This is a genomic window from Burkholderia cenocepacia (assembly GCF_900446215.1).
Classification (GTDB): Bacteria; Pseudomonadota; Gammaproteobacteria; order Burkholderiales; family Burkholderiaceae; genus Burkholderia; species Burkholderia cenocepacia.
The window spans coordinates 1,385,488-1,399,908 of the sequence record NZ_UAQZ01000001.1; the positions used below are offsets into that span (position 1 = coordinate 1,385,488).

Annotated in this window: 15 protein-coding genes; 11 read left to right on the forward strand and 4 right to left on the reverse strand. The window is 67.9% G+C overall.

Going from position 1 to position 14,421, the window contains the following annotated elements:
- Complete coding sequence (locus tag DTA15_RS39420; RefSeq protein WP_077176150.1) at positions 1-180, forward strand: hypothetical protein; 180 nt, start codon at positions 1-3, stop codon at positions 178-180.
- Positions 181-380: 200 nt separating this feature from the next.
- On the opposite strand, the gene DTA15_RS06350 is transcribed toward DTA15_RS39420, so the two are convergent.
- Together DTA15_RS06350 and DTA15_RS06355 are read right to left on the reverse strand one after the other, a co-directional pair.
- On the reverse strand, positions 381-3,416 hold the full coding sequence (locus DTA15_RS06350; protein ID WP_012493035.1) for an ATP-binding protein: 3,036 nt from the start codon (positions 3,414-3,416) through the stop codon (positions 381-383).
- Positions 3,417-3,559: 143 nt separating this feature from the next.
- Positions 3,560-4,351 (reverse strand): winged helix-turn-helix transcriptional regulator, encoded by a 792-nt coding sequence (locus tag DTA15_RS06355; protein WP_006488405.1) that lies wholly within the window; start codon positions 4,349-4,351, stop codon positions 3,560-3,562.
- A 388-nt stretch (positions 4,352-4,739) separates the two neighbouring features.
- On the opposite strand from DTA15_RS06355, the gene DTA15_RS06360 reads away from it, so the two are divergent.
- The 10 genes from DTA15_RS06360 (at position 4,740) to DTA15_RS06405 (ending at position 12,753) form a co-directional block, all read left to right on the forward strand.
- Complete coding sequence (locus DTA15_RS06360; protein ID WP_006488464.1) at positions 4,740-6,170, forward strand: ATP-binding protein; 1,431 nt, start codon at positions 4,740-4,742, stop codon at positions 6,168-6,170.
- Positions 6,167-6,811 (forward strand): response regulator transcription factor, encoded by a 645-nt coding sequence (locus tag DTA15_RS06365; protein ID WP_006488322.1) that lies wholly within the window; start codon positions 6,167-6,169, stop codon positions 6,809-6,811. Before DTA15_RS06360 ends, DTA15_RS06365 begins: the two co-directional genes overlap by 4 nt.
- A 107-nt stretch (positions 6,812-6,918) precedes the next feature.
- Positions 6,919-7,635, forward strand: a complete 717-nt coding sequence (locus DTA15_RS06370) for an outer membrane protein (protein ID WP_006488263.1) — start codon at positions 6,919-6,921, stop codon at positions 7,633-7,635.
- Between the two features lie 27 nt (positions 7,636-7,662).
- The gene (locus DTA15_RS06375; protein ID WP_373925270.1) at positions 7,663-7,740 is read left to right on the forward strand and encodes a hypothetical protein; all 78 of its coding nucleotides are present in this window, start codon (positions 7,663-7,665) and stop codon (positions 7,738-7,740) included.
- 237 nt (positions 7,741-7,977) lie between these two features.
- Entirely contained in the window at positions 7,978-8,979 is a 1,002-nt protein-coding gene (locus DTA15_RS06380; protein WP_227743177.1) for a serine protease, read from the forward strand.
- Between the two features lie 105 nt (positions 8,980-9,084).
- Entirely contained in the window at positions 9,085-9,432 is a 348-nt protein-coding gene (locus DTA15_RS06385; protein WP_006488430.1) for an ArsR/SmtB family transcription factor, read from the forward strand.
- 22 nt (positions 9,433-9,454) lie between these two features.
- Positions 9,455-9,949: an arsenate reductase ArsC gene (locus DTA15_RS06390; protein WP_006488298.1), complete on the forward strand. Its 495-nt coding sequence runs from the start codon at positions 9,455-9,457 to the stop codon at positions 9,947-9,949.
- A gap of 64 nt (positions 9,950-10,013) precedes the next feature.
- Positions 10,014-11,111, forward strand: coding sequence for an ACR3 family arsenite efflux transporter (gene arsB, locus DTA15_RS06395; RefSeq protein ID WP_006488433.1), 1,098 nt, complete (start codon positions 10,014-10,016; stop codon positions 11,109-11,111).
- Positions 11,108-11,830 (forward strand): arsenical resistance protein ArsH, encoded by a 723-nt coding sequence (gene arsH, locus DTA15_RS06400; protein WP_006488289.1) that lies wholly within the window; start codon positions 11,108-11,110, stop codon positions 11,828-11,830. The genes arsB and arsH overlap by 4 nt, the downstream gene beginning before the upstream one ends.
- Positions 11,831-12,081: 251 nt before the next feature.
- Positions 12,082-12,753, forward strand: a complete 672-nt coding sequence (locus DTA15_RS06405) for a MarC family protein (RefSeq protein ID WP_006488428.1) — start codon at positions 12,082-12,084, stop codon at positions 12,751-12,753.
- Between the two features lie 115 nt (positions 12,754-12,868).
- Here DTA15_RS06405 and DTA15_RS06410 read toward each other — a convergent pair whose 3' ends face one another.
- Together DTA15_RS06410 and DTA15_RS06415 are read right to left on the reverse strand one after the other, a co-directional pair.
- Entirely contained in the window at positions 12,869-13,735 is an 867-nt protein-coding gene (locus DTA15_RS06410) for an ion transporter (protein ID WP_006488468.1), read from the reverse strand.
- Between the two features lie 324 nt (positions 13,736-14,059).
- Positions 14,060-14,356, reverse strand: a complete 297-nt coding sequence (locus tag DTA15_RS06415) for an H-NS histone family protein (RefSeq protein ID WP_006492757.1) — start codon at positions 14,354-14,356, stop codon at positions 14,060-14,062.
- Positions 14,357-14,421: the final 65 nt, after the last annotated feature.

Here is a 14,421-nt window from a genome sequence, read left to right on the forward strand (position 1 = left end):
ATCGTCAATGTTGCGGATGGAAAGGAATGGACGGATGCGGCCACTGTTGGGCAACTTCAGGTCGAACTTCGCGCCGAATCGGAAAAGGTCATTGCAGAATGGAGAGCCGAATTGGAAAGAGTCAACGCTGCATTGAGAGCTGAGATTCAGGAACTCCGGGTTCGTCTCAACGCGAGTTGATTTTTCTTGACGTATAGGTCCAAAACCGTCCCGCCGCGAACTATTGCGGCGGGCGCTCCAGGTGCACTGCCGTAATCGTGGCGACGATTGAGGCGACGCCGCATTGACTCAGGCGCCCGTTGCGCCACTGGTGAAGTGCGCCCACACTGGTTGCCATCACGAAAATGGGCTCCGGATAACCTGAGGCTGGCAAGCCGTATTCACGCGGACGGCGCTTGCGTCGCGCGCCGTTGAAGCGCGTCCCGCGCGAGCGCTTCCGCATCCGCGAGCCGGGCGTCGAACGATGTCAGGTCGCCGCCATGCACGACGGCTTGCAGCTCGCCGATCGCGTCGGCTACCGCATGTTCGTGGATCGTCGCGAACGCGCCGCGCAGCGAATGGAGTTCATGGCGCAGTGCGGGGAGATCGTCGTGTGCGAGGGCATCGTGCGTGGCGGCCAGCGACTGCGTGAGGCTTGCTTCGAGTAGCGCATGCACGTCCGGCGGCAACGGCCCTTCCGCCAGATCGACGAGCGCGCGCCGGGCCGGCGCCTGCGCGGCGGCCGCATGCGCATGCCGTCGCACGGTGCGATCGATCGTATCGAGCAGCACCGGTTTCACCAGCACCGCGACGATTCCCGCTTCCGCGCACCGCGCATGCTCGGCGGCACTCGCATGCGCGGTGACGGCGACCACCGGCATCTCCGGATACTGCGAGCGCAGCACGCGCGCGAGCGTATAGCCGTCCATGCCCGGCATGTTCAGGTCGGTCATCACGAGGTCGTAGCGCGTATCGGCGCAGCGCCGCAGCGCCGATGCGCCTTCCTCGGCCGAGTCCGCCGCATAGCCGAGCGTGACGAGCTGCCCCTGCAGCAGCGTGCGGTTCACCGGATGATCGTCGACGACGAGCACGCGCGCGGTGACGGCCGGCAGCGTCGTGTCGTCGGCCTGCGCGGCGTCGTGTTCGGCCACCTGCGCGTCGGTGGCCGGACGCAGCGGCAGCGTGACGACGAACGTGCTGCCCTTGCCGGGTTCGCTCTTCACGTCGACCGTGCCGTGCATCATCTGCGTGAGCTGCTTGGTCAGCGCGAGGCCGAGCCCCGTGCCGCCATAGCGGCGCGTGATCGATGTATCGGCCTGCGTGAACGGGCGAAACAGCGCCGCGCGCTGCGCGTCCGTCATCCCGATACCCGTGTCGCTGACGCCGATCGCGATCGGCGAAGCCGGGTCCGTGTCGTCGCGCAGGTAGACCTCGAGCGTGATTTCGCCGTGGTTCGTGAACTTGATCGCGTTGCCGACGAGGTTCGCGGCGATCTGCCGGATCCGCGTCGGGTCGCCGAGATAGCGCGCGGGCAGCGCATCATCGACGAACACGTCGAATTGCAGGCCCTTGGCCGTCGCGAGCGGCTCGAACATCGCGCCGGTCTGCCGGATCGTTTCCGCGAGATCGAACGGGATCGCCTCGATCGTCATCTGGCCGGCCTCGATCTTCGACAGGTCGAGGATGTCGTTGATCAGATCGAGCAGCACCGACGACGCGCCCTCGACCGTCTGCAGCCGCTCGCGCTGCGTCGCGGCCAGCGGCTCGCGGCCGATCAGTTCGAGATTGCCGAGGATCGCGTTCAGCGGCGTGCGGATCTCGTGGCTCATCGTCGCGAGGAACGCGGATTTCGCGTCGTTCGCGGCATCGGCGGCGCGCGCCGCTTCGTCGAGCTGGCGCTCGATGTTCTTCTGCGACGTGATGTCGGAGAAGTTGCACAGCACGACGTCCGTGTCGCGAAAGCGCGTGCGCACGAGATTGACGAGCAGGTCGACGGTTTCGCCGCCGGCGGTGGGCAGCGTCACGTGCAGATCGGGCTGCCACGCGGCGGCGGCGGGCGAGCGGTCGAAGTGTTCGAGCAGCCTAGCCGGCAACGAAGGTTCACCCGCACGGCGCGCATCGTAGTCGCGCATCGTGTCGTTCTGCAGCAGCACCGCGCCGTCGGCGAGCGACAGCAGAGCGATGCCGGACGGCGCGGCTTCGACGATCGTCCGGTTCAGGTTCTCGCTGTCGATCACGCGGCGCGTGCGCGCGTCGTCGGGTTTCAGCACGCGGCGGTCGAAGCGCACCAGCAGCCACCACACGAGCGCGATCACCGCGAGCATGATCGCGACGTACCAGCCCGCGCGCAGGCCGATCGTCGCGAGCAGCGAGCGCAGCGTGAACGTCTGCACGAGGGTCCAGTCGGTTTCGGGAATCGGCTGGCTCAGCGAAAACAGCCCGTCGCCGAACGCCGTGCGCGGGCCGCCGCGGCGCGCGGCCTCTCGCGTACGCGCATCGAGGCGTTCGATCGCGGCGCGCGTGGCGTCGTCGTCGTCCGCGCTGCCCGCGCGCAACAACGTGCGGCCGTGGGCATCGACGATGATCGCCGCGTCGGTCGTGTCGCCCGCGGACAAACGCGTGCGCAGCACGTCGACCGGCAGCGTCGACAGGAACACCGCGCGCGGCGATTGCGCGTCGTACACGGCGCCGGCGATCCGGAACACGTCGCGCCGCTGCACGGGATCGTAGACGGGCGGATGCCATTCGTATTGCCCGGGCGACGGCGTGCCGACGCCGGCGGCGACCTTGGCGACGAGCGTGGCCGCATCGGTGGCGGGCGACGCGGTGAGCGGATCGGGCGGCACCGGTTCGGGAATCACGACCGCGAAGCTGCGGTCGGGGCGATACGCGTAGCCGGCGATCGCGCGGTCGGCGTCGTGCTTCGCGACGTACGCGCCGACGCGATAGCTCATGTCGCTCGCCATCGCGAGATCGTGCGCGTAGCTGTCGGCCGGGTGCGCGGGCGACAGGTCGGCCAGCACGAGTGTCGGCGGGAAAGTCGGGCTGCCCTGGATGATCAATCGGCCGCGGCCGGCCGCGAGGGCGGCCACGCGGGCGGGATCGATCGCGCGCGAATTCCACACGGCCTCGTCGTGCGTGACGAGCGTGTCCATGCCCGTCGTGCGCATCTTGAATTCGATCTGGACGAGGAACTGGCGGACCGCGAAGGTCGTATAGCGCGCCTGGATCGCTTCGCGCGCCATCGTATACAGCATCAGCCCGCTCGCGAGCAGGATCGAGACGGTCACGGCCGCGCCGCCGGCATAGAGCAGCGCGCGTTGGCGGCGGCCGACGCGGGTGGGCGCGGCAGGCGCGTGCGCGGCGGCGGAGCGGGCGGGATCGGGTGCGGCGCGGTGGTCCATCGAGAGCGGGGCGGTCGGCCAGGGTGCCCCCATGATAATGGAGTCCGATCAGCGCGCAATGGGGCCTGTCAGGGTTGCGGGGGGCGGGGCCGCCGCGTCGACCGGGCGACGCACGCGCGATGAAGGCGCGGCGACCGGCGACCGCGCGAGCCGGCAGGATGCCGATGCGCCGCCGGCTATTGCCGCGCCGCGTCTTCCTCCGCGGGCTCCGCACCCGGCTCGCACGTGACAAGCCGATACCCGAACCCGTACATCGTCATCATCTTCACGCCGTGCCGACCGTCGAGTTCGAGCCGGTCGCGCAGATACGCGACGTGCGTGTCGAGCCGCCGGCTGGAGGCGGCGACGAGCGAGCCCCACACGAGCTGGCTCACGTGCGCGCGGTCGAGCGCGCGGCCCATGTTCAGGAAGAACGCGGTCGCGATCTGGAAGTGCTTCTCGGTCAGCACGTGCTCGCGGCCGGCGACGTTCACGCTGCGCGTGGCCGTATCGAATTCGAACGCGCCGATGCGCCAGTGGCGATGATGGGTCGCACGATGATGCGACCAGCGCAGCCAGGTCGCGATGCTGGCGATCAGCGTGTCCGGCGGCACGGTGTACGAATGATGCTCGTTCGCCCCGGCGACGAAACACGCGGAGCGCGCCAGCTCCGCGTCGCGCTGGCTGATCGACACGATCGCCACGGTGCCGGCGAAGCGCGCGCGCAGCGCCTGGATCGCGTCCGTCGTGCGCCGGCAGGCCGTTTCGCACTGGACGATGAAGAGATCGAACGCGCGCGTGTCGCAGGTCGTGAGCAGGTCGGGCAGGTACTCGAAGCGCGACGGCCGGTAGCCGGCACGACGCAGGATATCGTCGATGCGCAGGCGGTCGTAGCCGTAACCGGCGCGACGCAGCCTGTCGTCGAACGTGCCGCGGCTCGGATGGTCGATCGTCAGGATCGCGATGGCGGTGGAAGGGGCGTCGGTCACGATGCGGTCGCACCGGGCGTGCGCGAGTGAGGAGAGGAGAGCGCGATCATGGCCGGACAGGTTCCGGGCAGCTAGCGGCGTGACGCCGTCCAAAAAAGTCCCGCCGGGGGCGGCGGGAAAATATCGACTATGGAGCCTGTACTCCAGGAGGCAACGGAGAACAAGCAAGCCGATTGTGGTGCGTTCGATGCGTGAAGAACATCAGCCCAGTCTGAAACTGCACGCCGCGCCAGCGGTGCCGCCGCGGTTTGGGACTGGGCTGACAGCCGGCATAACCGGATTCGGACCACGGGCCGTGTCGATTTGCCGACAATGACGGCACGCGGCGCCGGGTGCGGCAATCGTTTCGTTGTCGTGCGCCGGCGCGCTTTCCCGCTCGTCCTCGAACATGAAACCGTCTTTCCGAATCGCCGCGTTGGCCGCGTGGCTCTCACTGAGCCTCGCCGGCACCGCGTTCGTCGTCTCGCGCGCCGTGTCCGACGCGTACAACCGCTTCTTCCAGGATTCGAGCATCACGATCCGCCTGCTCGCGCAGAAGGCCGCGCAGCACGAGGCGATCCTCGCGACGCTCGGCGCGTCGTCGCTCGCCGCGCCGCCCGCGCACATGCTCGACAACCTGCGCGAGCGGATGCCGCAGCTCGACGGGCTCGCGTACTGGCGGCCGGGCGCGGGCTGGCAGACCGACGGCGGGCCGTCCCCCGACGCGTTGCCGCAGCAGCGGCCCGGCAAGCCGTTCACGCTCGCGTTCGACGGCCCGGCCGCGTACTGGCTCATCGCGGGAACCGGCTGGGCCGTGCGCGTCGAGCCGGGCCAGATGCTGCAGCCGGGCGACTGGTCGCCGGCGATTTCGTCGGCGGCGCTCGAATTGCGCGACCGCCGCGTCGAGCTGCTGCAGCGCGTGAAAGACGACGCGACGCCGTTGTGGACGATGCATCTCGACAAGCACCTGCCCGTGCAGCCGCAGGCATTCGTGCTGCGCACCACGCGCACGCTGACGGCCGCCGATCTGCCGTGGCTGCCGATCGCGCTGTGGAACGCGGTGGCGGCGCTGCTCGCGGCGGGCGCGCTCGGCGCGTGGCGACTGCGCGAGGCGCGGCGGCGCGAGGATGCGCGTGCGCGCCTCGATCGCTTCGGCCGGCTCGATACCTTCGGCGAAATGGCGGCCGGCCTCGCGCACGAGCTGAACCAGCCGCTGACCGCGATCGTCAGCCATACGCGGGCGGCCGAACGCTTGCTCGATCAACCGGCCGAGCGCGACAGCGTGCGCCGCGCGCTGCAGACGAGCGTCGCGCAGGCCAAACGCGCGGCGGCGATCCTGGAGCGCATGCGCGAAGCCGTGACGACCGCGCATGGCGGCGAGCGCCGCCCGCTCGATCCCGATGCGATCATGCAGACGCTGTTGTTCCTGTATCGCGATGACTGCGCGCGCGAGCAGATCGCGCTCGTCTGGCACAACGCGGCGGTGCGCGCGCGGCCGTTCGCGGAGCCGATCGCGGTCGAGCAGATCCTGCACAACCTGATCCAGAACGCACGCGACGCGCTGGCCGGCACGTCGCGCGGCGAGATTCGCGTCAGCGGCGCGCACGTCGGCAAGCACTACCGCTTCAGCGTGACCGACAACGGCCCCGGCGTGCCGGAAGACGCGCTGCCGCGCCTGTTCGAACCGTTTTTCACGACGCGCTCGCGCGGGCTCGGCCTCGGGCTGCCGCTGTGCGACACGCTCGCGCAGCGTCAGGACGGCACGCTGACGGTGCGGAACCTGCCGTCGGGTGGCGTCGAGGCCGCGTTGCTGCTGCCGCTGGCCGGGGAGGTCGCATGACCGATTCGCTTCGACCCGCAGCAACGTGCGACGCGTCCGTCGTCGCGATCGTCGACGACGACGAAGCCGTGCGCGACGGTCTCGCGTTGCTGCTGCGCACGGTCGGCGTGCCGACGCGCCGCTATCCGGACGCGTCGGCCTTCCTCGCCGACGCCGACGACGCGGCGCTCGGCTGCGTGCTGCTCGATATCCGGATGCCGGGCATGAGCGGCCTCGACGCGCTCGACGAACTGCGCGCGCGGCGCGACCTGCCGGTGATCGTGATGACGGGCCACGGCAACGTCGACGCGTGCCGGCGTGCGTTCAAGCGCGGCGCGCTCGACTTCCTGCGCAAGCCGGTGGACGACGACGAGCTGATCGACACGGTGCAGCAGGCGCTGCGCCGGCAAGCCGCGCAGCGCGGCCAGGACGATGCCGACCAGACCCGCGCGGCCCGCCTCGCGACGCTCAGCACGCGCGAACGCGAAGTGCTGGAAGGGATCGTGCGCGGCGGCAGCAACAAGGCGATCGCCCGCGCGCTCGGGCTGTCGCCGCGCACCGTCGAGACCTATCGCGCCAACGTGTTCGACAAGCTGCAGGCCGCGTCGCTGGTCGAGCTCGTGCGCGATTACGCGGCGCTCGCGGGCGGCTCGCCTCCGTAGCGCTACGGAGGCGCCACCCGTAGCCGAACGGGTTCAACGAGCGCGGCGCGGTTCCTACGATGACGGCTTCTCCGACAAGTCATTCATCGTCAAGGATTCGATTCATCATGATCAAGTGTTTTGCGCTGCCGTCCGCGCTCGCCCTGCTGTTCTCGGGCGCCGCTTTCGCCGATACCGTCGCCGCACCGGAGACGAAGAAAACCGCTGACGCGGGCGACGCCGGCTACTACGCGACAGGCCGCGTCATCGGCGCGTTCGACAACGCGGTGAACATGGAGCTGACGAGCCCGCGCGTCGCGAGCCGCGTCGGCGGCCCCGAGACCGGTTCGAACGTCACCGGCTCGCTCGGCCTCGGCTACCAGTTCGGCAACGGCTGGCGCGCGGAAGGCGAATACGTGTTCAAGCGCACCAACAACTTCACCAGCTATTGGGCGCCGTTCGACGCGAACGCGAACGAATTCCACGTGTCGGCGCAGCGGCTGATGCTGAACGGCTACAAGGATTTCGACCTCGGCCGCGGCTTCTCCGTGTACGGCACGCTCGGCATCGGTGTCGCGATCGTGTCGGCCGACGGCTGGCAGACCAACGATACGCGCCGCTTCGCGTCGAAGACGCAGACGAACCTCGCGTATTCGGCCGGTGCCGGCGTGAGTTACGCGATCAACAAGCGCTTCTCGATCGACCTTGGGTATCGCTATGTCGACATGGGCAACATCGAGACCGGCTTCAACACGTTCGCGAACCGCATCAACGCGCGTGACGAACAGTTGAAGTCGAAGCTGTCTTCGAACGAAGTGTTCATCGGCCTGCGTGGTCGGTTCTGACGGACGAACGGGAGGGTGCGCTTCACGGTGACGGACCCCACGCCGCACGACCACGTGCCGCTGCTGTGTTCGCCGTGGTACGTGTCGACGTATCGCGGCAGTTGAACGGTCGACGGACGGTGCGAGGGCGCGAAGGCTCGAGCCAGGCTCGCGCGGGGAGGCGTCGTCCGTCCGGCCGCCCGGACACGGGTAGGACCAGGCTGACCGCCGTATCGGACTGAAGGTGACGCAGTCCGATTTACCGGAACCGGGGCGACGGCGATACTCGGAGCCATTCGTTCAACTACGGGAGCACGGATTGCCGCGGCGGATGTCGCGCAATGCGTCGTCGACATCATGAGCATGCAGGACATCACCGGGCATTACGCGATTCCGCTCGTGCATCCGTTCTCGGATGTGCCGCCGCCGTACGGCCGGCGACGCCGGCCGTTCGTGGCGAGCCGGCGGGCGCGGCAACTCGTGTTCGATATCCACGGCGCGCCGCGCATGCCGGCGCCCGCGGAGGACGGCGGCGGCGTCGCCAAGGCTGCGCGACCCGCCAAGGTCGTGCGCGCGGCCGACTTCGGCTCCGACAACCGCGCGTGGGTGCGCCCGCATCCGCTGCGGCGCCGCTGGCGGCTCACGCTGATGGCGTGCGCGCTGTTCGGCGCGACGTGCATCCTCGCGACGCATCTGGTCGACGAGCGTCAGCACGCGGCCGAGCACGACGCGGCTTATTCCGCGGCGGTCACGGCTGCACCGACGGCGGCCGTCGCGGCGACGGAAGTTGCGCGGGCGACCGGCCGGCCGGCGGAAGTCGCGATCGTGCGGGCGGATCGTGCGGCACCGACGGATGCGCAGATGAAGGCGGCCGCGACGGTCGTGGCGGAAACCGCGTCGGCGGAAGCGCGCGCGTTGCACGTCGCGGGTAGCGGGTCGGCGGGCGAGCCGGTGGCCGTTGCGATGGCGGTCGCGTCGAATGCCGTCGTCGCGGAAGCTGCGGCGCCGCGTGCCGATCGGGGATCGTCCGCGCGCAAGCCCGTTGCGGTGGCGGGGGCGCGGCCGGCGGCGAAATCCGCGGGGGCGTCGCGCGGCAACGCGGTGCGTCAGGCCGGAGCGAATGCGTCTGCCGCGCAACGTGCGGTGACTGCAGCGCGCGGTGCGACGCCGCATGCGCAGCCGGCGGCCCGCGCGGCCGATACGCCGACGACCGCACCGGTATCGAGTTCGGCCCAGGCCGTCGGCATGACGGCCGCGGAGTTCACGCAATGGCTCGCCGCGACGCGCGATACGTCGCGGTCGACCGCGGGCGGCACCGATCTCACGGTCGAGTTGCCGAGTCATACGCGGTTGATCCCGCGCTGATTGGCGGGCGTTACGCGCGTCGCCTCGTGTCGACGGACGGACCTCCCGCGACGCCGGACATCGGCGTCGCTTCCCCGGTTTCCATATTTCGACTATTATCGAAATATGGAAACGAACGAAACCATTGCCGCGCTCGCGGCGCTCGCGCATGAATCCCGCCTCGCGGTTTTCCGCGCGCTCGTGCAGGCTGGGCCGCAAGGCATGCCGGCCGGCCAGATCGCGACGCTGCTCGACGTGCCGCCGTCGTCGCTGTCCTTTCATTTGAAGGAACTCGCGCATGCGCAGCTCGTGACGAGTCGCCAGGAAGGCCGCTTCGTGTTCTATGGCGCGAACTTCGACACGATGAACGGGCTGCTGGGCTATCTCACGGAAAACTGTTGCGGCGGCAATCCGTGCTCGCCGGTGTCCGTCTGTTCGCCTTCCGGAAAGATCAACCGCACGCGTCGATCCTGACGCGCATTCGCGTGCCCCGCCCATGACCACGAACGTCCTGATCCTCTGTACCCACAACTCCGCGCGCAGCGTCCTATCGGAAGGCATGCTCAATCACTGGGCCGCGAAGCTCGGCAAGGAGGTGCGCGCCTACAGCGCGGGCAGCGCGCCGAGCGGCCGCCTGAATCCGTTCGCGCTGGAAGCCCTGACGAACGCCGGTGTCGACGTCCGCGGCTGTCGCAGCAAAAGCTGGGACGAATTCGTCGGCGACGGCGCGCCGGAAATGCGCGTCGTCATCACGGTGTGCGACAGCGCGGCGTCCGAGGCGTGCCCGTACTGGCCCGGCAGTCCCGTCAAGGTACATTGGGGCTACGCCGATCCGTCGAACGCGACGGGCGGCGACGACGGCAAGCGTCTCGCCTTCGAACTGACACGCCAGGCGATCGGCTATCGGATGCTGCAGTTGCTCGCGCTCCCGCTCGATAGCATGAGCGACGACGCATTGCGGGCGGCGCTGATCGAGATTTCGCGACACTGATCGCGCACCGGGCCGCGCGCAGGAACGCACATCCGCCCACGACTTCAAGACCCACCCTCGTCCGATGAATACGTCCAACGTCACGCCGCCCGGCAACGCGGTCGCGAACCCCGCCATCAATTTCTTCGAACGCTACCTGAGCGTCTGGGTGGCGCTGTGCATCGTTGCGGGCATTGCGCTCGGCCAGGCGCTGCCCGGCCCGTTCCAGGCGGTCGGCCGGATGGCGTACGCGCAGGTCAATCTGCCGGTCGGGCTGCTGATCTGGGTGATGATCGTCCCGATGCTCGTCAAGGTCGACTTCGGCGCGTTGCACGACGTGCGTCGACACGCGAAAGGCATCGGCGTCACGCTCGTCGTGAACTGGCTCGTCAAGCCGTTCTCGATGGCGTTCCTCGGCTGGCTGTTCATCCGCCACCTGTTCGCACCGCTGCTGCCGGCGGACCAGATCGACAGCTATATCGCCGGGCTGATCCTGCTGGCGGCCGCGCCGTGCACGGCGATGGTGTTCGTGTGGAGCCGGCTGACGGGCGGCGATCCGCTGTTCACGTTGTCGCAGGTCGCGCTGAACGATAGCATCATGGTGATCGCGTTCGCGCCGCTGGTCGGCCTGCTGCTGGGGATGTCGGCCATCACGGTGCCGTGGGCGACGCTGCTCACGTCGGTCGTGCTCTACATCGTCATGCCGGTGATCCTCGCGCAGATGCTGCGCAAGCGGTTGCTCGCGAAGGGCCCGACTGCGTTCGATGCCGCGATGACGAGAATCGGCCCGTGGTCGATCGCCGCGCTGCTCGCCACGCTCGTGCTGCTGTTCGCGTTCCAGGGCGAAGCGATCCTGAAGCAGCCGCTGGTGATCGCGCTGCTCGCGGTGCCGATCCTGATCCAGGTGTTCTTCAGTTCCGCGCTCGCGTACGGGCTCAATCGCGCGGTCGGCGAACAGCACGACATCGCTTGCCCGTCGGCGCTGATCGGCGCATCCAATTTTTTCGAACTGGCGGTCGCGGCCGCGATCAGCCTGTTCGGTTTTCATTCCGGCGCGGCGCTGGCCACCGTCGTCGGCGTGCTGATCGAGGTGCCGGTGATGTTGCTGGTCGTGCGCCTCGTCAACCGGTCGAAGGGCTGGTACGAGTGCCGGGCTCGAGATCACGGAAGAACCGACCCATGAACGACTATCTGAACGACCTGCCGCAACTCGACGCCGAACTGTTCCGTGTGCCGGACGGTGCTCGACTGCGGCCTGCGGTGCTATCCACTCATGCGCCGCGGTTCCTGCTGCTGTACGGCTCGCTGCGCGAACGTTCGTTCAGTCGCCTGCTGGTCGAGGAAGCCGCGCGCCTGCTCGCGGCGATGGGCGCCGAAGTGCGCGTGTTCAATCCGAGCGGCCTGCCGCTGCCCGACGACGCGCCCGACAGTCATCCGAAAGTGGTCGAGCTGCGTGAGCTCGTGATGTGGTCGGAAGGGATGGTGTGGTGTTCGCCGGAACGGCACGGCGCGATGACCGGGATCATGAAAGCGCAGATCGACTGGATTCCGTTGTCGGCCGGTGCCGTGCGCCCGACGCAGGGCAAGACGCTCGCGGTGATGCAGGTGAGCGGCGGCTCTCAGTCGTTCAACGCGGTGAACCAGCTCCGCGTGCTCGGGCGCTGGATGCGCATGCTGACCATCCCGAACCAGTCGTCGGTGGCCAAGGCGTTCATGGAATTCGACGAGGCGGGGCGGATGAAGCCGTCCGCGTATTTCGATCGCGTCGTGGACGTGATGGAAGAACTGATGAAGTTCACGCTGCTCACGCGTGACGTCGGCCCCTATCTGGTCGACCGGTATAGCGAGCGCAAGGAAAGCGCGCAGGCGCTGTCGCAGCGGGTCAATCAACGCAGTATCTGAGCGGATGGATGCACCGGGGCGCGATGTCGCTCCGCGGTGCAGGCGGGCGTCGGCGTATCCGGCGATGGGTCCGTGGCGCGTGCAAAATCAGACTCGACTGATTCCCTTCCCGGTTCACATTCCTGACAATTCAGTTTCTGCGGCCCGGCATACCCCCGTGTGCCGGATCATGGAGATATCTCCTCTTCGCGGCCGGTCGTCTCGACTGGCCGCTTTTTTATTCCCGTTCGTTACCGGAGAGCACGATCGCGATGCAGCTCGACCGCCTGATCCCTGAAATCCTGTTCGGCTTCACGGGCCTGATCGGCATCATCAACCCGTTCGGCATGGCGTTCGTGTTTCTCGAACGCACGCAATCGCTGAGCGAAGCAGAGCGCGCGATCCTGTCGAAGCAGTTGGCGGCGAACGTATTCTTCACGCTGCTCGTGATCTTCTTCGTCGGCGCACCGGTGCTGAACTTCTTCGGGATCTCGATGGAGGCACTGCGGATCGGCGGCGGCTTCGCGGTGGCGGTGGCTGGCTGGTCGATGCTGAATGCGCCGGACGTCCCGGCCGGCGGCGACGTGGCCGCGCACGGCGACGACTTGCAGAAGCTGATGTCGCGCGGGTTCTTTCCGCTGACAGTGCCGCTGACGATCGGCCCCGGCTCGATCGCGGCCGGCATCGCGCTGCATGCCAATCGCGCGCATACGGCGAGCGACTATCTGCTGTCGGGCGTCGTGTCGGTGGCGGTCGCGGCGCTTGTCGCGTTCGCGATCTGGCAGATCTACAGCCGCGCGACGACGCTCGCGCGTTATCTCGGCAGCGAAGGGACAAAGGTCGCGATGCGCGTGTCCGCGTTCCTGCTGCTGTGCGTGGGCGTGCAGATCATGCTGACCGGGTTGGCCGCGTTCGTGCAGATGCTGGGCGGGCAGGCGGGGTGAGCGGCGAGCGCGACCGCGGCCTGCGTCGACACGCTGTTGATGAAGCCGCTCGATGCGTCCGGTGTCGGCCAGTGGCGAGGGATGCCGAATAGGACGGCGCTTATTCTTGCCCTGGCTATCGTGCGTCGCGGCCTTTGGCGGGCACGCTGCCGTGCGCATGGGTATCCGGCGCACGTTGCACCGGAAGCGTGACGCCGCAATGCGGACAGCACGGCCTGTCTCCATCGGCCGGTCGCGCGTTTGCCCTATTGCGCTCCATTGCCGAAGCAACCAGCTCCGCGCCCATGATCCCGGTCGGAAACGCGATGATCCCGTAGCCGAGCAGGATCGCGCACGACGTGATCAGCCGGCCGAGCGGTGTGACGGGCGTCAGATCGCCATAGCCGGTCGTGCTCATCGTCACGGCCGCCCAGTAGACGCCCACCGGAATGCTCGTGATCCCGTGCTCCGGCCCTTCGACGAGAAAGATTACCGTGCCGAGAATCACGACGAGCACGAACATCCCGCCGATGAACACGAAGATCTTGCGTCGCGCGCGCGTGAGGGCTCGGATCAGCAACTGCCCCTCCTCGAGATAGATCGACAGCCCGAGGATGCGGAACACGCGCAGCAGCCGCAGCAGCCGCACATCGATCAGCGCGTGCAGGCCGGGGAAGAAGAACGCGAGATAGGTCGGCAGCACCGACACGAGATCGACGATGCCGAAGAAGCTGCGCGCATACGCGGCCGGCTTTCTCGCGGTGCAAAGGCGCAGCAGGTATTCGGCCGAGAACAGCAGCGTGAACGCCCACTCGGCCGCGTAGAGGGCGTGTCCGTATTGCGCGTGCAGCGCCTGCACGCTGTCGGCCATCACGACGAGCACGCTCGCGACAATCAGCGCGAGCACCGCGATGTCGAGCTTGCGCAGGAACGAAGGGCGGCGCGCGACATGCGTGAGGACACCGCGCGCCGTATCGAAGGAGGACTGGATCAGCGAAATCATGCGCCCGAGTGTACGAGCCGCGTATCGCCGGGCCAATCGGACCTGTCCGATATGAGCTGGCCGATCTTCTCTCGTGCCCTGTTTATAGGAATGCGCCGCAAGCCATCAAGGTTGACGCAATGGCGCGTCTCGAGTGGGTGCCGCCCAGCCTATCAGTGCCGTTCTAAGTCTTTAACGCATGTGCTTCGCAAATTTGCAGGGGCCGTATCAATGCGTTGAGCGTTGTCCTGAGACGTTGTGCGCTGTGCCCGCTCAATGGAACTGATGTTGTCCTGCTCGCATGACATGAGGCGGGATGGAAAACCACGCGGTGTCCCTCTAGACCTATTCGATCAGGAATCGCTCGCGTTTTTTTCCCTTGATCCAGCCGGGTTCGCGACCGCGGCCACTCCACGTCGCGCCTGTTTTCGGATCGCGATACCGGGCCGGGATACGACCTTGGGCGACCTGCGTGGCGGATGCGCTGCGCCGACGCCCAAAGATCTGCTCGGGAGTCAGCGCGTATTCGGCCACACGCGCGCGAACTTCCGCGAGAACGATGTCAAGCTCAGCCAGGCGAGCCTGTTCTGCTTGCTGTCTGAGCTGTTCAGCTTGCGCCTTCAATTCGAGATATGTTGGCATCGAATCGACTCCTATCGGATGAGCTCGCGTCGCAATTGAAAAGATCGGCGCGTACGGCCGATTAA